Source organism: Streptomyces sp. NBC_00287, assembly GCF_036173105.1.
In the GTDB taxonomy this organism is placed as follows: domain Bacteria; phylum Actinomycetota; class Actinomycetes; order Streptomycetales; family Streptomycetaceae; genus Streptomyces.
The window spans coordinates 4509039-4525328 of record NZ_CP108053.1 but is presented as its reverse complement, the minus strand read 5'-3'; the positions used below and the strand labels follow the sequence as shown (position 1 = coordinate 4525328).

The 16290-nt window shown below is 68.7% G+C and carries 15 protein-coding genes; 6 read left to right on the top strand and 9 right to left on the bottom strand.

What is annotated here, in order from left to right:
- The first annotated feature begins 194 nt into the window (after window positions 1–194).
- Together OHT76_RS20530 and OHT76_RS20525 are read left to right on the top strand one after the other, a co-directional pair.
- Window positions 195–1139, top strand: coding sequence for a C40 family peptidase (locus tag OHT76_RS20530; RefSeq protein WP_443049927.1), 945 nt, complete (start codon window positions 195–197; stop codon window positions 1137–1139).
- A 149-nt stretch (window positions 1140–1288) separates the two neighbouring features.
- The gene (locus OHT76_RS20525) at window positions 1289–1993 is read left to right on the top strand and encodes a phosphatase PAP2 family protein (RefSeq protein WP_328872317.1); all 705 of its coding nucleotides are present in this window, start codon (window positions 1289–1291) and stop codon (window positions 1991–1993) included.
- A gap of 7 nt (window positions 1994–2000) precedes the next feature.
- On the opposite strand, the gene OHT76_RS20520 is transcribed toward OHT76_RS20525, so the two are convergent.
- A complete protein-coding gene (locus OHT76_RS20520; RefSeq protein WP_328872316.1) occupies window positions 2001–3539 on the bottom strand; it encodes an FAD-binding oxidoreductase in 1539 nt (512 codons plus the stop codon).
- A gap of 526 nt (window positions 3540–4065) precedes the next feature.
- On the opposite strand from OHT76_RS20520, the gene OHT76_RS20510 reads away from it, so the two are divergent.
- A complete protein-coding gene (locus OHT76_RS20510; RefSeq protein WP_328872315.1) occupies window positions 4066–4878 on the top strand; it encodes a hypothetical protein in 813 nt (270 codons plus the stop codon).
- Window positions 4879–4976: 98 nt separating this feature from the next.
- Window positions 4977–5168, top strand: coding sequence for a hypothetical protein (locus OHT76_RS20505; RefSeq protein WP_328872314.1), 192 nt, complete (start codon window positions 4977–4979; stop codon window positions 5166–5168).
- A gap of 9 nt (window positions 5169–5177) precedes the next feature.
- On the opposite strand, the gene OHT76_RS20500 is transcribed toward OHT76_RS20505, so the two are convergent.
- Window positions 5178–5516 carry a metal-sensitive transcriptional regulator gene (locus OHT76_RS20500; protein ID WP_328872313.1) on the bottom strand — a complete coding sequence of 113 codons (339 nt, stop codon included), beginning with the start codon at window positions 5514–5516 and terminating at the stop codon, window positions 5178–5180.
- Window positions 5517–5704: 188 nt separating this feature from the next.
- Between OHT76_RS20500 and OHT76_RS20495 the strand changes: the two genes are divergently transcribed.
- Both OHT76_RS20495 and OHT76_RS20490 read left to right on the top strand, forming a co-directional pair.
- Window positions 5705–6325 (top strand): DUF47 domain-containing protein, encoded by a 621-nt coding sequence (locus tag OHT76_RS20495; RefSeq protein ID WP_315885668.1) that lies wholly within the window; start codon window positions 5705–5707, stop codon window positions 6323–6325.
- A gap of 9 nt (window positions 6326–6334) precedes the next feature.
- Window positions 6335–7333, top strand: coding sequence for an inorganic phosphate transporter (locus tag OHT76_RS20490; protein ID WP_328872312.1), 999 nt, complete (start codon window positions 6335–6337; stop codon window positions 7331–7333).
- A gap of 147 nt (window positions 7334–7480) precedes the next feature.
- On the opposite strand, the gene pstB is transcribed toward OHT76_RS20490, so the two are convergent.
- From pstB to OHT76_RS20455, 7 genes are all read right to left on the bottom strand, one after another.
- Window positions 7481–8257, bottom strand: a complete 777-nt coding sequence (gene pstB, locus OHT76_RS20485; protein WP_328872311.1) for a phosphate ABC transporter ATP-binding protein PstB — start codon at window positions 8255–8257, stop codon at window positions 7481–7483.
- 56 nt (window positions 8258–8313) lie between these two features.
- A complete protein-coding gene (gene pstA / locus OHT76_RS20480) occupies window positions 8314–9372 on the bottom strand; it encodes a phosphate ABC transporter permease PstA (RefSeq protein WP_328872310.1) in 1059 nt (352 codons plus the stop codon).
- Window positions 9369–10367 carry a phosphate ABC transporter permease subunit PstC gene (pstC, locus tag OHT76_RS20475; protein ID WP_328872309.1) on the bottom strand — a complete coding sequence of 333 codons (999 nt, stop codon included), beginning with the start codon at window positions 10365–10367 and terminating at the stop codon, window positions 9369–9371. The genes pstA and pstC overlap by 4 nt, the downstream gene beginning before the upstream one ends.
- Before the next feature lie 104 nt (window positions 10368–10471).
- Window positions 10472–11596: a phosphate ABC transporter substrate-binding protein PstS gene (pstS, locus tag OHT76_RS20470; RefSeq protein WP_328872308.1), complete on the bottom strand. Its 1125-nt coding sequence runs from the start codon at window positions 11594–11596 to the stop codon at window positions 10472–10474.
- 340 nt (window positions 11597–11936) lie between these two features.
- On the bottom strand, window positions 11937–12356 hold the full coding sequence (locus OHT76_RS20465) for an NUDIX hydrolase (protein WP_328872307.1): 420 nt from the start codon (window positions 12354–12356) through the stop codon (window positions 11937–11939).
- Window positions 12357–12391: 35 nt separating this feature from the next.
- Complete coding sequence (locus tag OHT76_RS20460; protein WP_328872306.1) at window positions 12392–13675, bottom strand: CHAD domain-containing protein; 1284 nt, start codon at window positions 13673–13675, stop codon at window positions 12392–12394.
- Window positions 13656–16025, bottom strand: a complete 2370-nt coding sequence (locus OHT76_RS20455) for an RNA degradosome polyphosphate kinase (protein ID WP_443049816.1) — start codon at window positions 16023–16025, stop codon at window positions 13656–13658. The genes OHT76_RS20460 and OHT76_RS20455 overlap by 20 nt, the downstream gene beginning before the upstream one ends.
- Between the last annotated feature and the right edge of the window lie 265 nt (window positions 16026–16290).

Below are 16290 nucleotides of genomic sequence, written 5' to 3'. Positions count from 1 at the left end.
GCCATGGCTGTTCTGAACCGCTGGATGACGACGACCTTCTGAGTCACCGTCACCACCGCCCTGGTTGCGCCGGATTCCGCGTGGGAAGCTCCTAGACTGACGCGGGCGGACTCCCGGTGGGCGAGGGGCGGTTGACGGTGGGCAAGGCGTGGATCGTGGCGGGTGCCGTTGTCGCGGCGGGGCTCAGCTTCGTGATGCTGCTCGTCGTCGGGGTGTACGTCGTCGCCGGGAACCTCGCCAACGGCATCGGCGGCGGGGCCAAGGCGCTCGCCAAGGGGGCGGTGCCCGCCGCCTACTCGACGCTCGTGCAGAAGTGGGGCAACCTCTGCCCCGCCATCAACCCGGCGCTGCTCGCCGCCCAGCTCTACCAGGAGAGCGGCTTCAACCCGAAGGCGCAGAGCCCGGCCGCCGCGCAGGGGATAGCGCAGTTCATCCCCGGCACCTGGGCCACCCACGGCATCGACGGCGACGGCGACGGCGACCGTGACGTATGGGATCCGCAGGACGCGATCCCCTCGGCCGCGTCGTACGACTGCGAACTCGCCTCCTACGTCAAGGACGTGCCGGGCGACGCGACGAAGAACATGCTCGCCGCCTACAACGCCGGGGCGTACGCGGTCATCAAGTACGGGGGCGTGCCGCCGTACCGCGAGACCCAGAACTACGTGAAGACGATCACGACGCTGCAGGACAGCTTTGCCGCGCCCGTCGGCCGGGTCGATCCCTCGAAGCAGGCCGCCGGGGCCATCTCCTACGCGCAGGAGAAGCTCGGGACGCTCTATCTGTGGGGTGGTGACGGGACCGCCGAGGACGGTGGGCGGTTCGACTGTTCCGGGCTGACGAAGGCCGCGTACGAAAGTGTCGGGATTTCGCTCCCGCGTGTCGCCAACGATCAGTACAACGCCGGGCCGCATCCGGCCAGGGACGAGCTGCTCCCCGGGGATCTGGTGTTCTTCTCGGACGACCTCACCAACTCGCGGGCCATCCGCCATGTGGGGATTTATGTCGGTGGCGGGTACATGATCGACGCCCCGAGAACAGGTGCTGTGATCCGGTTCGACCCGATCGACACCCCCGACTACTTCGGGGCCACCCGGGTCACCGAAGATGGCGCGAAAGCGCTCCCCACCGAGGTGTAGACGCAGCGTGAACCCACCCCCTGAGCTGCGATGATGTGTCTCTCTTCGATAACGTCTGAGTGATCATTCAGTGGAGTGTGGAACGTATTAACAGGAGCCGTGCGTTCCTGATGGCGTAGCGGGAGAGACGACGAAGGGGCCGCAGCACCATGGCTGGACTCGCAGCATCCGGGTCGAACCCCGACGTCGAGCTGCTCTACGACATCAATGGCCTGGCCAAGGACGCACCGCAGTGGTTCGACCGGGTCATGGAGTACGTCGGTGAGTTCGGGCTGCTCATCGCCATGGTGCTGCTGGTGCTGTGGTGCTGGTGGTCCGTGCGCAGGCGGGGCGGGGAGGATGCCGCCTCGTCCGTCGCCGCGCTGGTGTGGGCGCCGCTTGCGGCCGGGATCGCGGTGCTGGTGAATGTCCCGATACGGGGATTCGTCGAACGGCCCCGGCCCTTCCTCGACCACCAGGGCCTGGACGTCCTGGTCTCCGGCAAGACCGACTTCTCCTTCGTGAGCGACCACGCGACGATCACCATGGCCATGGGGGTCGGGCTGTTCGTCGCCAACCGGAAGTTCGGCCTTGTGGGGATCGGGCTGGCCCTGCTCGAGGGCTTCTGCCGGGTCTACATGGGTGTGCACTATCCGACCGATGTCATCGGCGGGTTCGCGCTCGGGACCGCCGTGACCCTGCTGCTGTCGCCGGTCGCCTCGGCGCTGCTCACGCCGCTGATGAAGGCCGTCGAGCGGTCCCCTCGGGTGGGGTGGCTCGTCCGGTCCAGAAAGGTGTCGTCATACGACGGTGCCGTTATCCCGGGTGCGCGCAAGGAGAACGCGGACGCCGAGGAGCGGGACCTGGCGGCCTGAGGGCCTTTCACAGGGCCTGGGGATAGGTGAAGAACCCCGTCGGGTCGTACTGCTTCTTCAGCTGGGTCAGACGCGGGGCCGCGTCCCCGTAGTACGCCGTGCGCCAGTTCTTCAGGCTCGGGTCCGTGTAGTTCTGGTAGGCCGCGCCCGACGCGTACGGCTTCATCGCGGTGTGGGCCTCGGTCAGCCAGGACTGGGCCGTGGCGCCGCTCGTGCCCGCCCGCCAGGCGGCGATGTACTGGGCCAGCATGCGGGAGCGGCGGTGGACGAACGCCGTCGCTGTGGGGTTGACGCGGTTGACCGCGCCGCCGAGGGCGGTGAGGGCGATGCTGCCGGAGCCGCCGCGGACGGACTTCATCTTGTTCAGCAGCGTCTGGATGCCTGCCGCGGAGATCGAGCGGTCGAAGAAGTCCGACTTCGCGGCGTACGTCTCGCGGTTCAGGGCGCCCTGCGGGGAGCGGCCCGGGGTGGCGCCGGGGAGGTGGCACTGGGCGTCCGTGGCGAAGGAGGAGCAGCCGGCGTAGAGCTCCATCGACTCCTCGTAGGAGCGGCGGCGCAGGGCGACGCTGGTGGCTGGGGCGCCGATGCGGTCGGCGAGGCGGTCTACCGCGTTCTGGAGTTCGCCGTAGGTGCCGAGGGAGAAGGCGGCGACGGAGACGGTCGGGGTGCCGCCGGCGGCGTTCGCCAGGTGGAAGGACGACCAGATCTCGTCGGGCTGGGTGGGTCCCCATTCCTGCCAGGCCTTCAGTACGGCGGCGGCCTTCGACCAGGGCCAGGACATGTAGGCCGTTACGGCTTGGGGGGCGGGGTGGGTCTTGAACTGGAGCTCGGTGACGATGCCGAAGTTGCCGTTGCCCGCGCCGCGCAGGGCCCAGAAGAGGTCCTTGTTGGTGGTGGCGTCGGCGGTGAGTTGTTTGCCGTCCGCGGTGATGATCGTGGCGCGGGTGAGGCTGTCGCAGGTCAGGCCGTACGCCCGGGAGACCACTCCGTGGCCGCCGCCGAGGGTGAGGCCGGAGACGCCGACGGTGGGGCAGGAGCCGGCGGGGATGGTTTCTCCCTTTGCGGCGAGTCCTCGGTAGACGTCGATGAGTTTGGCGCCTGCGCCGATGACGGCGGTGCCGGCCGATGCGTGGATCTTGTTGAGCTTGCTGACGTCTATGACCAGGCGGCCATTGCCGGAGGACCAGCCTGCGTAGGAGTGGCCGCCGTTGCGGATTGCCACGTGGAGGTTGTGGGCGTGGGCGTAGGTGAGGGCGGTGCGGATGTCGGCGGGGTGGGCGACGTAGGCGATGGCGGCCGGCTTCAGGGTGTCGAAGCGGGTGTTGTAGAGCTGGCGGGCGGTGTTCCACGTGGTGTCGCCCGGGCGGATGAGGGGGCCGTCGAGGTCTTGGGCGAGGGCGGACCAGGTGGTGGGGGTGGTGGCGCTGGTGGTGCGTAGGGGAGGGCGGGAGGTGGTGGTGCCGGATTTGGTGTCCGCGCGCGTGCCTGTGCAGGCGGTGGCCGTTAGTGCGGCTGCGCCGCCGGCGATGAAGGTACGCCGTTCCATGTCGCCTCCCGTGGGTTACGTGGAACGAGACGGGGTGCTGGGGGTGGGGGTTCCATCTCGGCTGCCCCGAGCAGTGTCTCGCCCCCGCCGCCCCTACCCGTCCCATCCCTGGGGGCTGCGCCCCCAGACCCCCCTTCGGCCTGAACGGCCTCGTCCTCAAACGCCGGACGGGCTGGATGTGGCTGGGCTGTGTTGGTTCGGCTTGATTGGGCGCGTCGTTCCCCTTCGTACGCGCTCAATCCCCCCTATGTGCCGCCGCATCCGCTCTGGCCTGGCTTCTGGCCCTTCTTGCCGGGCCCTTCCAGCCGCAGGTGCACTGGGCCGTGCAGAACGGGCCCCGTTCGATGGTGACTGTGCGGTGGGGGGTGGGAGGTGAGGCTTGGTCGTGGGCCACGGGGTCAACCGTACCGAGGCTTGGTAAAGGGCTTCTATGGAGGGCGGGTGCGTGACGGGGGGCTCCTGGTCGTCGTTATGCGGGGCGACGGGGGGCCCGTGACGGACGTACCGGCTGGGGGGTAGGCAGGCGATGGCGGAGCGGCGGTTCAGGCGGAGGGGGGCGGTTGTTGCGGCGGGGGTCGTGGCCGTCGGTGGGTGTGGGGCACCTCTTGATGACGGGCGGGGTGGGGAGCAGGTCGACGTTGTGCGGCGGGCCGCCTCCGTGCTTGTGGATGCTCGTAGTTCCAAGGCGCACACCTCTATGGAGATGGCCACCGGTGGGACCCGTGTCACCATCCGGGGCGAGGGCGTTTACGACTTTCGTCGGCATGTGGGGCGGCTCAAGGTGCTGTTGCCGCAGGGGCCTGCCGGGGACTCCTCCCAGCGGGCCATCACCGAACTCCTTGCCCCTGGCGCTCTCTTCATGAAGAACCGCGGCGCCGGTGTTCCCGCCGACAAATGGGTCCGGGTCGAGACCGCCTCCATCTCGGACGGGAATCTCGTCACCGGCGGCGCCACCGATCCCTCCGCCGCCGCTCAACTCCTCCTCGGCGTTAAGTCCGTCAGCTATGTGGGGCAGGAGCAGCTCGCCGGTACTGACGTCACTCACTACCGTGGCACCGCGGATCTGCGGCTCGCCGCCCAGCGCGCCTCCGACGGGACCCGTGACTCCCTTGCCGCCGCGGCGAAAGGGTTCGCCAGTCCCCGGGTTCCGTTCGATGTCTATCTGGACGAGCAAGGGCGGATCCGCAAGGTCCGGCATCGGTTCAGCTTCGTCAACGGGCAGCAGAAGGATGCTGTGGCTGTCGCCTCCACCACCTTGCTCTTCGACTTCGGTGTGCCCGTCGACGTACGGCTGCCCGACCGCGACGACATCTATGCCGGACGCATCGCCGAGGAGTGAGGAACCTCGACGGTCGTCAAGGACTAGCCCGTCCGTGCCATGCGCGGTGCGTAGGCCGCTCCCTACTCTAGGAAGTCGGTAACGGCAGAGAAGAGGTGATGCGCGTGGCTCCGGTCGGCGGTACGGCAGTTCAGGACCACGTGGCCCTCGCCGAGATCGAGTTGTGCGGTGAGCTCATCATCGCGGCCTCGGCCGCCGAGGACCGGCTCAGTATGGAGAGCATCGATCAGGTGCTGAGGGTGGCGGAGGAGCGCGAGGGCCCCTCGGGTCCCGGCCGCCCCTCCCGATGATTTTCGGCCTTACGTCCGCAGCAGGCGGCCGATCGCCTTCGTCGCCTCTTCCACCTTCGCGTCGATCTCGTCGCCGCCCTTCACGGCCGCGTCCGCGACACAGTGGCGCAGGTGCTCCTCGAGGAGCTGGAGGGCGAAGGACTGGAGGGCCTTCGTCGATGCCGACACCTGCGTGAGTATGTCGATGCAGTAGACGTCCTCGTCGACCATCCGCTGCAGTCCCCGGATCTGGCCCTCGATCCGGCGCAGCCGCTTGAGGTGCTCGTCCTTCTGCTTGTGATAGCCGTGCGTGGCGTGCTCGGCGGCGTGCTCGGAGGGCGCCGTGGCGCCGGCCTCGGTCGTCGTCATCGCGTCCTCCAGACATATACCCCTACTGGGTATATCGTACCGAACTTTGCTGGGTATAGGGCCCTTGGTACGCCCCCGTGCTGATCACTGTGCCTGATGGGCGACACTGGGGGACGGCCCATTAGCCGTGGCCGGATGATGCGCCTAGCATCAGCCTGACCGAAACCGAAGCACCCTGAGGACCCCACGTGCGCTTTCGTCTGACCCCAAGGGAGACGAGCTTCTACGACATGTTCGCCGCATCCGCGGACAACATCGTCACGGGCTCCAAGCTCCTCATGGAACTGCTCGGGGCGGACACCGCCGGCCGGGCCGAGATCGCAGAGCGTATGCGGGCCGCGGAACACGCAGGTGACGATGCCACGCACGCGATCTTCCACCAGCTGAACTCCTCGTTCATCACGCCGTTCGACCGCGAGGACATCTACAAGCTCGCGTCGTCCCTCGACGACATCATGGACTTCATGGAGGAGGCCGTCGACCTGGTCGTCCTCTATAACGTCGAGGAACTGCCCAAGGGCGTCGAGCAGCAGATCGAGGTGCTCGCCAGGGCCGCCGAGCTGACCGCCGAGGCCATGCCCAATCTGCGGACCATGGACAACCTCACCGAGTACTGGATCGAGGTCAACCGTCTGGAGAACCAGGCCGACCAGATCCACCGCAAGCTGCTCGCGCATCTCTTCAACGGCAAGTACGACGCCATCGAGGTCCTCAAGCTCAAGCAGATCGTGGATGTCCTGGAAGAAGCGGCCGACGCTTTCGAGCACGTGGCGAACACGGTGGAGACCATCGCCGTGAAGGAGTCCTGAGGCGCCTCCATGGAGACCTTCGCTCTGGTCGTGACCATCACGGTCGCGCTCTTCTTCACGTACACCAACGGCTTCCACGACTCGGCGAACGCCATCGCCACGTCCGTCTCCACCCGGGCACTCACCCCTCGGGCCGCGCTGCTGATGGCCGCGGTGATGAATCTCGGCGGCGCCTTTCTGGGGTCAGGTGTCGCCAAGACCGTCAGTGAGGGGCTGATCCAGACGCCCGAGGGGTCGAAGGGGATGGGGATCCTCTTCGCGGCATTGGTCGGGGCCATCACCTGGAACCTCATCACCTGGTACTTCGGGCTGCCGTCCTCGTCCTCGCATGCGCTCTTCGGCGGCATGGTGGGGGCCGCGCTCGCGGGCGGGACCACCGTGTACTGGGACGGGGTGCTGGAGAAGATCATCATCCCGATGTTCATCTCGCCGCTGGTGGGGCTCGGGGTCGGCTATCTGGTCATGACCGCCATCATGTGGATCTTCCGGCGGTCCAATCCGCACAAGGCCAAGCGCGGCTTCCGGATAGCGCAGACGGTGTCCGCGGCCGGTATGGCGCTCGGGCACGGTCTGCAGGACGCGCAGAAGACCATGGGCATCGTGGTGATGGCGCTGGTCATCGCCGATGTCGAGGACTACGGCGATCCGATCCCGGTGTGGGTGAAGATCGTCTGCGCCGTGATGCTGTCGCTCGGCACCTACGCCGGTGGCTGGCGGATCATGCGGACGCTGGGGCGGAAGATCATCGAGCTGGACCCGCCGCAGGGCTTCGCGGCCGAGACCACCGGTGCGTCGATCATGTTCACCACGGCGTTCCTGTTCAAGGCGCCGATCTCGACCACCCACGTCATCACCTCCGCCATCATGGGCGTCGGCGCGACCAAGCGACTGAACGCCGTGCGGTGGGGGGTCGCCAAGAACATCGTCCTCGGGTGGTTCATCACCATGCCGGCCGCCGCGCTGGTGGCCGCGGGGGCGTTCGGGATCGTGCACCTCGCGTTCCTGTAGGGGACGGACGTACACGCGAATCGGCTAACTGCAGAAACGTCACAGCAGAAGTAGCGGGGAAAGACACGGGCCCGCCCCCCGGATTCCGGGGGGCGGGCCCTTATCTGCCTCGCGGTGGCACCGCCATGCAGCACCGCGAGGGGTCTGTCAGCCGAAGCGGCCCGAGATGTAGTCCTCGGTGGCCTGGACCGACGGGTTGGAGAAGATGCGCTCCGTGTCGTCGATCTCGATCAGCTTGCCGGGCTGGCCGACGGCCGCCAGGTTGAAGAAGGCGGTGCGGTCCGAGACACGGGCCGCCTGCTGCATGTTGTGCGTCACGATGACGATCGTGAAGCGCTCCTTGAGCTCGCCGATCAGGTCCTCGATGGCGAGGGTGGAGATCGGGTCGAGGGCGGAGCAGGGCTCGTCCATCAGCAGGACCTTCGGCTCGACCGCGATGGCGCGGGCGATGCACAGACGCTGCTGCTGACCACCGGAGAGGCCAGAGCCGGGCTTGTTCAGGCGGTCCTTGACCTCGTTCCAGAGGTTGGCGCCCTTGAGGGACTTCTCGACGATGTCGTCGAGCTGGGACTTCTTGTACGAGCCGTTCAGCCTGAGGCCGGCCGCGACGTTGTCGTACACCGACATCGTCGGGAACGGGTTCGGGCGCTGGAAGACCATGCCGACCTCGCGCCGCACGGAGACCGGGTCGACCCCGGCGCCGTACAGGTTCTCGTCGTCGAGCATGACCTTGCCCTCGACGCGGCCGCCGGGGGTGACCTCGTGCATGCGGTTGAGGGTGCGCAGGAAGGTCGACTTGCCGCAGCCGGAGGGGCCGATGAAGGCGGTCACGGAGCGGGGCTCGACGGTCATCGAGATGTCTTCGATGGCGCGGAAGGAGCCGTAGTAGGCGCTGAGGCCGCTTACGTCGATTCGCTTGGCCATGGGTATCACTGCTTCTTTCAGGAAAGTCTTGCGATCGGTCGCTGTATGGCCGCGCGTCAGCGACCGGTCTTGGGGGCCTTCCAGCGGGCGATGCCGCGGGCACCCAGGTTCAGGATCATCACGAAGGCGATCAGGGTGAGAGCCGCTGCCCAGGCGCGGTCGTACGCCGCTTCCGAGCCCGCGCTGTTCGCGTACTGCTGGTAGATGTACAGCGGCAGCGACGCCTGCGCCCCTTCGAAGGGGTTGTTGTTGATGAACGGGTTGCCGAACACCAGCAGCAGGACGGGTGCGGTCTCACCCGCGATACGCGCGACGGCCAGCATCACACCGGTGGTGATACCGCCGATCGCGGTCGGCAGGACCACCTTCAGGATGGTGCGCCACTTGGGCACGCCCAGCGCCAAGGATGCCTCACGCAGCTCGTTCGGGACGAGCTTGAGCATCTCCTCCGTGGAGCGGACCACGACCGGCATCATCAGGATCGCCAGCGCGAGGGCGCCCGCGAAGCCGGAGAAGCTCATGTCGAAGATCAGCAGGAGGCTGAGGATGAACAGACCGGCGACGATCGACGGGATGCCGGTCATCACGTCGACGAAGAAGGTGACGGCGCGGGCCAGGTGGCCACGGCCGTACTCGACCAGGTAGATCGCGGTGAGCACGCCGACCGGTGCGGCGATCAGGGTGGCGATGCCGACCTGCTCCAGGGTGCCGATGATGGCGGCGTAGATGCCGCCGCCGGGCTCGGTGTCGCTGACCACGCCCATGGAGTGGGTCAGGAAGTAGACGTCGAGGACCTTGATACCGCGGACGATGGTCGTCCACACCAGGGAGACCAGCGGCACCAGGGCCACCAGGAAGGCGACCCAGACCAGCGAGGTCGCGATGCGGTCCTTGGCCTGGCGCTTGCCCTCCACGAGGGAGGCGATGACATAGGAGCCGAAGACGAAGAGCAGCGCGGAGATCAGGCCCCACTGGATCTTGCTTTCGACGCCGGTGGCCAGGCAGAGGCCGACGGAGACGGCGACGGAGCCGCCCGCGATGGCCCAGGGGGACCACTTCGGCAGACGGGCGCCCTGGAGCGAGCTCGGGTGCTGAACGACGGTCGTGGTGCTCATGCGTTGGCCCCCGAGTACTCCTTGCGGCGGGCGATGATCATGCGGGCCGCGCCGTTGACCAGCAGGGTGATGACGAACAGGACGAGACCGGAGGCGATCAGCGCGTCCCGGCCGAACTCGTCCGCCTCACCGAACTTGCTGGCGATGTTCTGGGCGAAGGTGCCGCCGCCCGGGTTGAGCAGGCTGCCGTGGATCAGGAAGTCCGGGGAGAGCACGGTGGCGACGGCCATCGTCTCGCCGAGGGCGCGGCCGAGGCCGAGCATCGAGGCGGAGATCACGCCGGATCGGCCGAAGGGCAGCACCGCCATGCGGATGACCTCCCAGCGCGTGGCGCCGAGGGCCAGGGCTGCCTCTTCGTGGATCTGCGGAACCTGGCGGAAGACCTCGCGGCTCACGTTGGTGATGATCGGCAGGATCATGATCGCGAGCAGGATGCCGACCGTGAGCATCGAACGGGGGGCGCCGCCCTCCCAGTCGAAGATGCCGGTCCAGCTGAAGTAGTCGTTCAGCCAGCCGAACAGGCCGTCCATGTTCGGTACGAGGATCAGGGCGCCCCACAGGCCGTACACGATGGACGGCACGGCGGCGAGCAGGTCGATCACGTAGGCGATCGGGCCGCTCAGCCTGCGCGGGGCGTAGTGGGTGAGGAACAGCGCGATGGCGACGGCGACCGGGACCGCGATGGCCATGGCGATGATCGAGGAGATCACCGTGCCGTAGGCCAGGACCGCGATGCCGAAGACCGGCTCGGTGCCGGCGGTGTTCCACTCGAAGGTCGTGAGGAAGTTGCCCTCGTCCTTGCTGATGGCGACGGCGGCCCGCCAGGTGAGGAAGACCGCGATGGCGGCCATGATCACCAGCAGGAAGATGCCCGAGCCACGGGCGAGACCGAGGAAGACGCGGTCTCCGGGACGGGTGGCGCCGCGGGCGGCGCGCTTGCGCTCGGCCACGGACGGCTGTGGTGTGGGGGGAGGTGTCTTGGTAGTTATGTCCATCGGGTTCTCCGGTCTGCGGCGCCCTGCTCTACGCGGGGCTCCTGGCGGCGGTGCACCGGACGGTGCGGCCCGGTCCCGCGGGGGGACCGGACCGCACACTCAGGTCAGCTCAGGCCCGCGACGGTCTCGCGGACCTTGGTGATGATGTCGTCGGGCATGGGGGCGTAGTCGTTCTCGGCGAGGATCTTCTGGCCGTCCTCGCTGGCCATGTAGGTCAGGAACGCCTTGACGGTGGGCAGCGTCTCCGCCTTGTTGCCCTTGTCGCAGACGATCTCGTACGTCACCAGGGTGATCGGGTAGGCGCCGTCGGCCTTGGTGGCGTAGTTGAGCTCCAGGGCCAGGTCCTTGCCGGTGCCGACGACCTTGGCGTCCGCGATGGCGGCGGTGGCGGTGTCGACGGAGGCCTTGACCGGCTCGCTGGCGCCGGTCTCGATGGCGACGACGGAGGCGTCCTTGGCGTAGGACAGCTCCATGTAGCTGATCGCGCCGTTGGTCTGCTTCACCTGCTGGGCGACACCGGAGGAGCCGGACGCGGACTGGCCGCCGGGGGCCGTCCAGGCCTTGCCGCCCTCGTACTTCCAGTTGTCCGGGGTGGTGGCGAGCAGGTACTTGGTGAAGTTGTCGGTGGTGCCGGACTCGTCCGAGCGGTGGAACGCCTGGATCTTGAGGTCGGGCAGGTCGGCGTCGGGGTTCAGCTTCGCGATCGCCGGGTCGTTCCAGTTCTTGATCTTGTCGCTGAAGATCTTCGCCAGGGTCGGCGCGTCCAGGACGAGGTTGTCGACACCCTCGACGTTGAACGCGAGGGCGATCGGGCCGCCGACCATCGGGAGGTCGATGCCCTGGCCGCCGGAGCAGACCTCCTTGGAGGCGGTGACCTCTTCGGGCTTCAGCGCCGAGTCGGAGCCGGCGAAGGCGACCGTGCCCTGCGTGAACGCGGTGACACCGGCGCCGGAGCCGCCACCCTTGTAGTTGATCTGGACGCCCTTGCACGCGGCGGTGAACTGCTTCACCCACGCGTCGATCGCGTTCTTCTGCGCGGACGAGCCGTCGGCGAGGAGCTGACCACTGGCGTCGTCACACTTGATGTTGCCCGCCTGAGCACTGGTGGTGGCGTCGCCGTTGCCACTGGTGCCGGTGTCGTCGGAGCCGCACGCCGTGAGGGCCAGGGCGCCGGAGACGGCAAGAGCACCGAGAGCGAGGGCCCGCCGGTTCATGCGCTGAAGCTTCACTTGAGGGAGTTCCTTCCAGGAGCCGCCGTCCTGAATTCCGGCGGCGTGCGAAGACTGGGTGATGCGGACGCGTGTCTTTCGAACTGCGCGTCGCACCGCGTAAGCCCGAAATTAGGCAGAACAGGTGAAGGCGCCGATGGCCGTAAGTGAACGAGGGGTGAACCCCTGGGGACGGTGCGGTGAGGTCACGGAACGCTTACGTTGGGGACACGGGTTGATCCCGTCCCGGGCCTGCGGCTGACCACTCTAGGCAGTCGAGCTGCTTCCCTCATCCCGGGGCGGCACGGAGTGTGACCGCCGCCCCCCGATCGGCCGAGCCGCCGCCCGTTCAACCATTCCGCTACGTGTGTTCGAAGGCCCGGATCAGCTCGTCGACCAGCGCCCGGTCACGGGGCTGTGTGAGGCGTTGCCGGGCCTCTGTGGGGGTCAGCCACAGGAGGCGGTCCACCTCGGTGGTCGGCACGAAGGTGCCGGGGCCGGCCTCGGCCGCCCAGTAGCGGACCTGCTTGGGGCGGCCGCCGACCATGTAGTTCAGCGTGGAGAGCTCGGTGCCGGCGACGGCCCGGTAGCCGGTCTCCTCCTCGACCTCGCGCAGGGCCGCGGCGAGTGGTTCCTCGCCGCGCTTCAGCTTGCCCTTGGGGTGGGACCAGTCGTCGTACTTCGGCCGGTGGACCAGGCAGACCTCCAGCCTGCCGTCGACCGGGGAGCGCCGCCACAGCACGCAGCCGGCGGCCTGGACGGTGGTGTCGTTCGGTGCCACAGGTACGCCGGCCTCCTTCGTGTGCTCGGTCGGGCTCAGGGGGTGCTGAGCTTCTGCTTCTGCCAGGTCTGCCAGGACTGCTGGAAGGCGAAGCGGGCCGCCTCGACCTCGTGGCGCTGGTCGGCGTGGAGCACGCCGAGGGCGTACGCCGTGGCCGGGGCGATGCGCGGGGTGCGCGCCGCGGCTGCTGCCGCTGCCGCCGCCTCGGAGGCGTCCCGGTGCCGGTCGAGGGCCTGGCCCGCGGTGAGCAGTCGTACGTCGAGGGGGGCGTCCTCGCCGAGGAGGCACTCACGGGAGTAGCGGTGCAGGCGGAGCAGGAGGCGGACCTGGTGCCAGGGGGCGTCCTGGGGGTGTGGGGCCGGGTCCGGGGAGAGGCCGTGGATGAGGGCCTCGGCGTTGTACGGGTGGCCTGCGGTGACCAGAGGGAGGGCGCTCACCGCGTCCGTGAGGCGCTCCTCGGCGGCTGCGGCGAGGGGGCGGAGGTCGGTGGTGGCGGCGGTCTGGGTGAGGGGGACCTCGCTTGCCAGTACGGCGATGTTGTCGGCGACTGCGTGGAAGCGGGAGGAGCCGAGGGCTTGGAGGGCGGTGCTGTGGGCCCTTGTCCGGGCGAGGGTGAGCTGGCGGTCCAGTAGGGCGCCGGCTTTGGCGGCGCCGACTGTCAGGTTGCCGCGCTCTGAACGACTGCCCGCAGCCAGGTCGGTACGGGTGCCTGCGGCGGCGTCGGCTTCGAAGTTGCCGCGTTCCGTCGTGGCCGTGGGGTGGGAGGGGTGGCCGTCGTTGCCGGGGGCCGCTTTCAGTGGGACGGGTGCCGCCCCAGCGGCACGACTGCCCGCAGCTACGTCGGTACGGCTGCCTGCGGCGGCGGCGTCGGCGCGGGTGCCCGCTGCGTCGGCCGAGTCCGCGGCCTGGGTCGGGAACACCGTCGCCCCCGACAACCGGTGCAGTGCCAGCAGCAGGCGTTCCAAGCGGGCCGCGTACGCGTGTTCCATTGCCAGCGTGCCGGACAGCCAGGCCAGTTCCGGGCGGATGCGTTCCGACCAGTCGGGGTCCAGGAGGGGCCGGAAGGTGTGGAGGCTGGCGCTGATGCGGCGGGCCGAGCGGCGTAGGGACCGGGCCGCGTCGACCGCCTCCTGTGTGCCGTTCTCCCCGGCCCGTGACTTCGCCCGCCCCGGAGATCCTCCGTCACCGCCGCCGGTCTCCCGGTGCAGCCGCAGTGCGCGGAGGAACTCCATGGCCTGGGTACGCAGGTAGGTCTCGAGAGCCTCCCCGGTCACCGGCACGGCCGTGGGGTTCGTCGGGTCAAGGTGTTGCTGTGCCACGCCGGCGCCTCCGGGCGTCTATGAGCATCTCCTGGACGTTCCGCAGGGGCTGGCCTTCCGCGTCGGTCGCGTGCCGGGTCCACTCGCCGTCCGGACCGAGATGCCAGGAGGCGGTGGTGTCGGACATGCCGGTCTCCAGCAGCCGGTTGAGGGCCGCCCGGTGGGCCGGGTCGGTGACCCTGACCAGTGCCTCGATGCGGCGGTCGAGGTTGCGGTGCATCATGTCGGCGCTGCCGATCCACACCTCGGGCTCGCCGCCGTTGCCGAAGGCGAAGACCCGGGAGTGTTCGAGGAAGCGGCCGAGGATCGAGCGGACCCGGATGTTCTCCGAGAGGCCCGTCACACCCGGGCGCACCGCGCAGATGCCGCGCACCCAGATGTCGACCGGCACGCCCGCCTGGGACGCGCGGTACAGAGCGTCGATGATCGCTTCGTCGACCATCGAGTTGACCTTGACGCGGATGAACGCGGGGCGTCCGGCACGGTGGTGCTGGATCTCCTTGTTGATCCGCGAGATCAGGCCGTCGCGCAGGGACTTGGGGGCGACGAGGAGCCGGCGGTAGGTCTCCCGGCGCGAGTAGCCGGACAGCCGGTTGAACAGGTCGGAGAGGTCCGCGCCCACCTGGGGGTCCTGCGTCAGCAGGCCGAGGTCCTCGTACAGCCGGGCCGTCTTCGGGTGGTAGTTGCCGGTGCCGACGTGGCTGTAGCGCCGTAGCGTGTCGCCTTCCTGGCGGACCACCAGGGACAGCTTGCAGTGGGTCTTCAGGCCGACGAGGCCGTAGACCACATGGCAGCCGGCCTCCTCCAGACGCTTGGCCCACTTGATGTTGGCGTGCTCGTCGAAGCGGGCCTTGATCTCGACCAGGACAAGCACCTGCTTGCCGGCCTCGGCCGCGTCGATGAGCGCGTTGACTATGGGGGAGTCGCCCGAGGTCCGGTACAGGGTCTGCTTGATGGCGAGGACGTCCGGGTCCTCGGCCGCCTGCTCCAGGAACGCCTGCACGGAGGTGGAGAAGGAGTCGTACGGGTGGTGCAGCAGGACGTCACGGTTGCGCAGCGCCGCGAAGATGTCCGGCGCGGACGCCGACTCGACCTCGGCGAGATCGCGGTGGGTGCCGGCGACGAACTTGGGGTACTTCAGCTCCAGCCGGTCCAGGGAGGCGATCCGGAACAGGCCGGTGAGGTCCAGCGGTCCCCCCAGCGGGTAGACCTCGGCCTCGGTGATCTTCAGCTCGCGGACCAGCAGGTCCAGGACCTCGCGGTCGATGGACTCCTCGACCTCCAGGCGCACCGGCGGCCCGAAGCGGCGCCGCATGAGCTCCTTCTCCAGGGCCTGCAGGAGGTTCTCGGCGTCGTCCTCCTCGACCTCGAGGTCTTCGTTGCGCGTGATGCGGAAGGCGTGGTGCTCCAGCACCTCCATGCCCGGGAACAGGTCTTCCAGGTGCGCGGCGATGACGTCCTCGATGGGGACGTACCGGCCGGGGGAGCTCTCCAGGAAGCGGGACAGCAGCGGCGGCACCTTGACGCGGGCGAAGTGGCGGTGGCCGCTGACCGGGTTGCGCACCACGACGGCCAGGTTCAGGGACAGGCCGGAGATATAGGGGAAGGGGTGCGCCGGGTCGACCGCCAGCGGGGTCAGCACGGGGAAGATCTGGTGCCGGAAGAGGGTGAACAGGCGGGCCTGCTCCTTCTCCGTCAGCTCGCTCCAGCGGACCAGGTGGATGCCCTCCTCCGCGAGCGCGGGGGCGACGTCCTCGTGGAAGCACGCGGCATGCCGGGCCATCAGCTCGCGCGAGCGGGCCCAGATCATCTCCAGCACCTGGGTCGGCTGGAGACCCGAGGCCGACCGGGTGGCGACGCCGGTGGCGATACGGCGCTTCAGACCGGCCACCCGGACCATGAAGAACTCGTCCAGGTTGCTGGCGAAGATCGCCAGGAAGTTCGCCCGCTCCAGCAGTGGAGTGTTGGGGTCCTCGGCGAGTTCGAGCACCCGCTCGTTGAACGCCAGCCAGCTGCGCTCCCGGTCGAGGAAGCGGCCCTGGGGCAGGGGTGCGCCGTCGCTCGGCGCCTCCTCGTAGGCGTCGAGGTCGGCATCGATGTCGGGTTCGAGGTCGGACATCGAACCGGCCACGGTGCGCGACCGGTGGGCGGCGATGGAACCGACGGACGGCTGCGCGTGCTGGACCTGTGCCTGGGCGTTCTGCTGACTCATGGACCCATTCTTCCGCGCATCCAGGGATACGGGCGCGTCGGAAGACGCGGGCGGGAGCTTGGCGGCGAGACGTCGGGCGTCCCCGTTCCCCGAACTCCCCTCGGGAGGCGGCGAAGGCTCTGGCACGGCGGGCTTCATTCGCCGAGCGTCGCAAGTCCGTCTGAACCAATGGTTACGGAGACATGGCGTGCGGGACACCGAGCGGCGGCTCCCGGGCGTCGAGGGCCTGTCCGGCGGATCAGGTCGGTTGCAGGACACGGTACTGACCGGTTTGAGCCGAGCGGGCTCTGGTGCGTGCAGCTGCAAGGCGGAGGAGGGCGGCGACGCGGAGCGTCGGCAACCGACGACAACGCGGCAGAAGCGCGTGCCAGGGCCCGCGACGTCGACATGATCCGCCGGACAG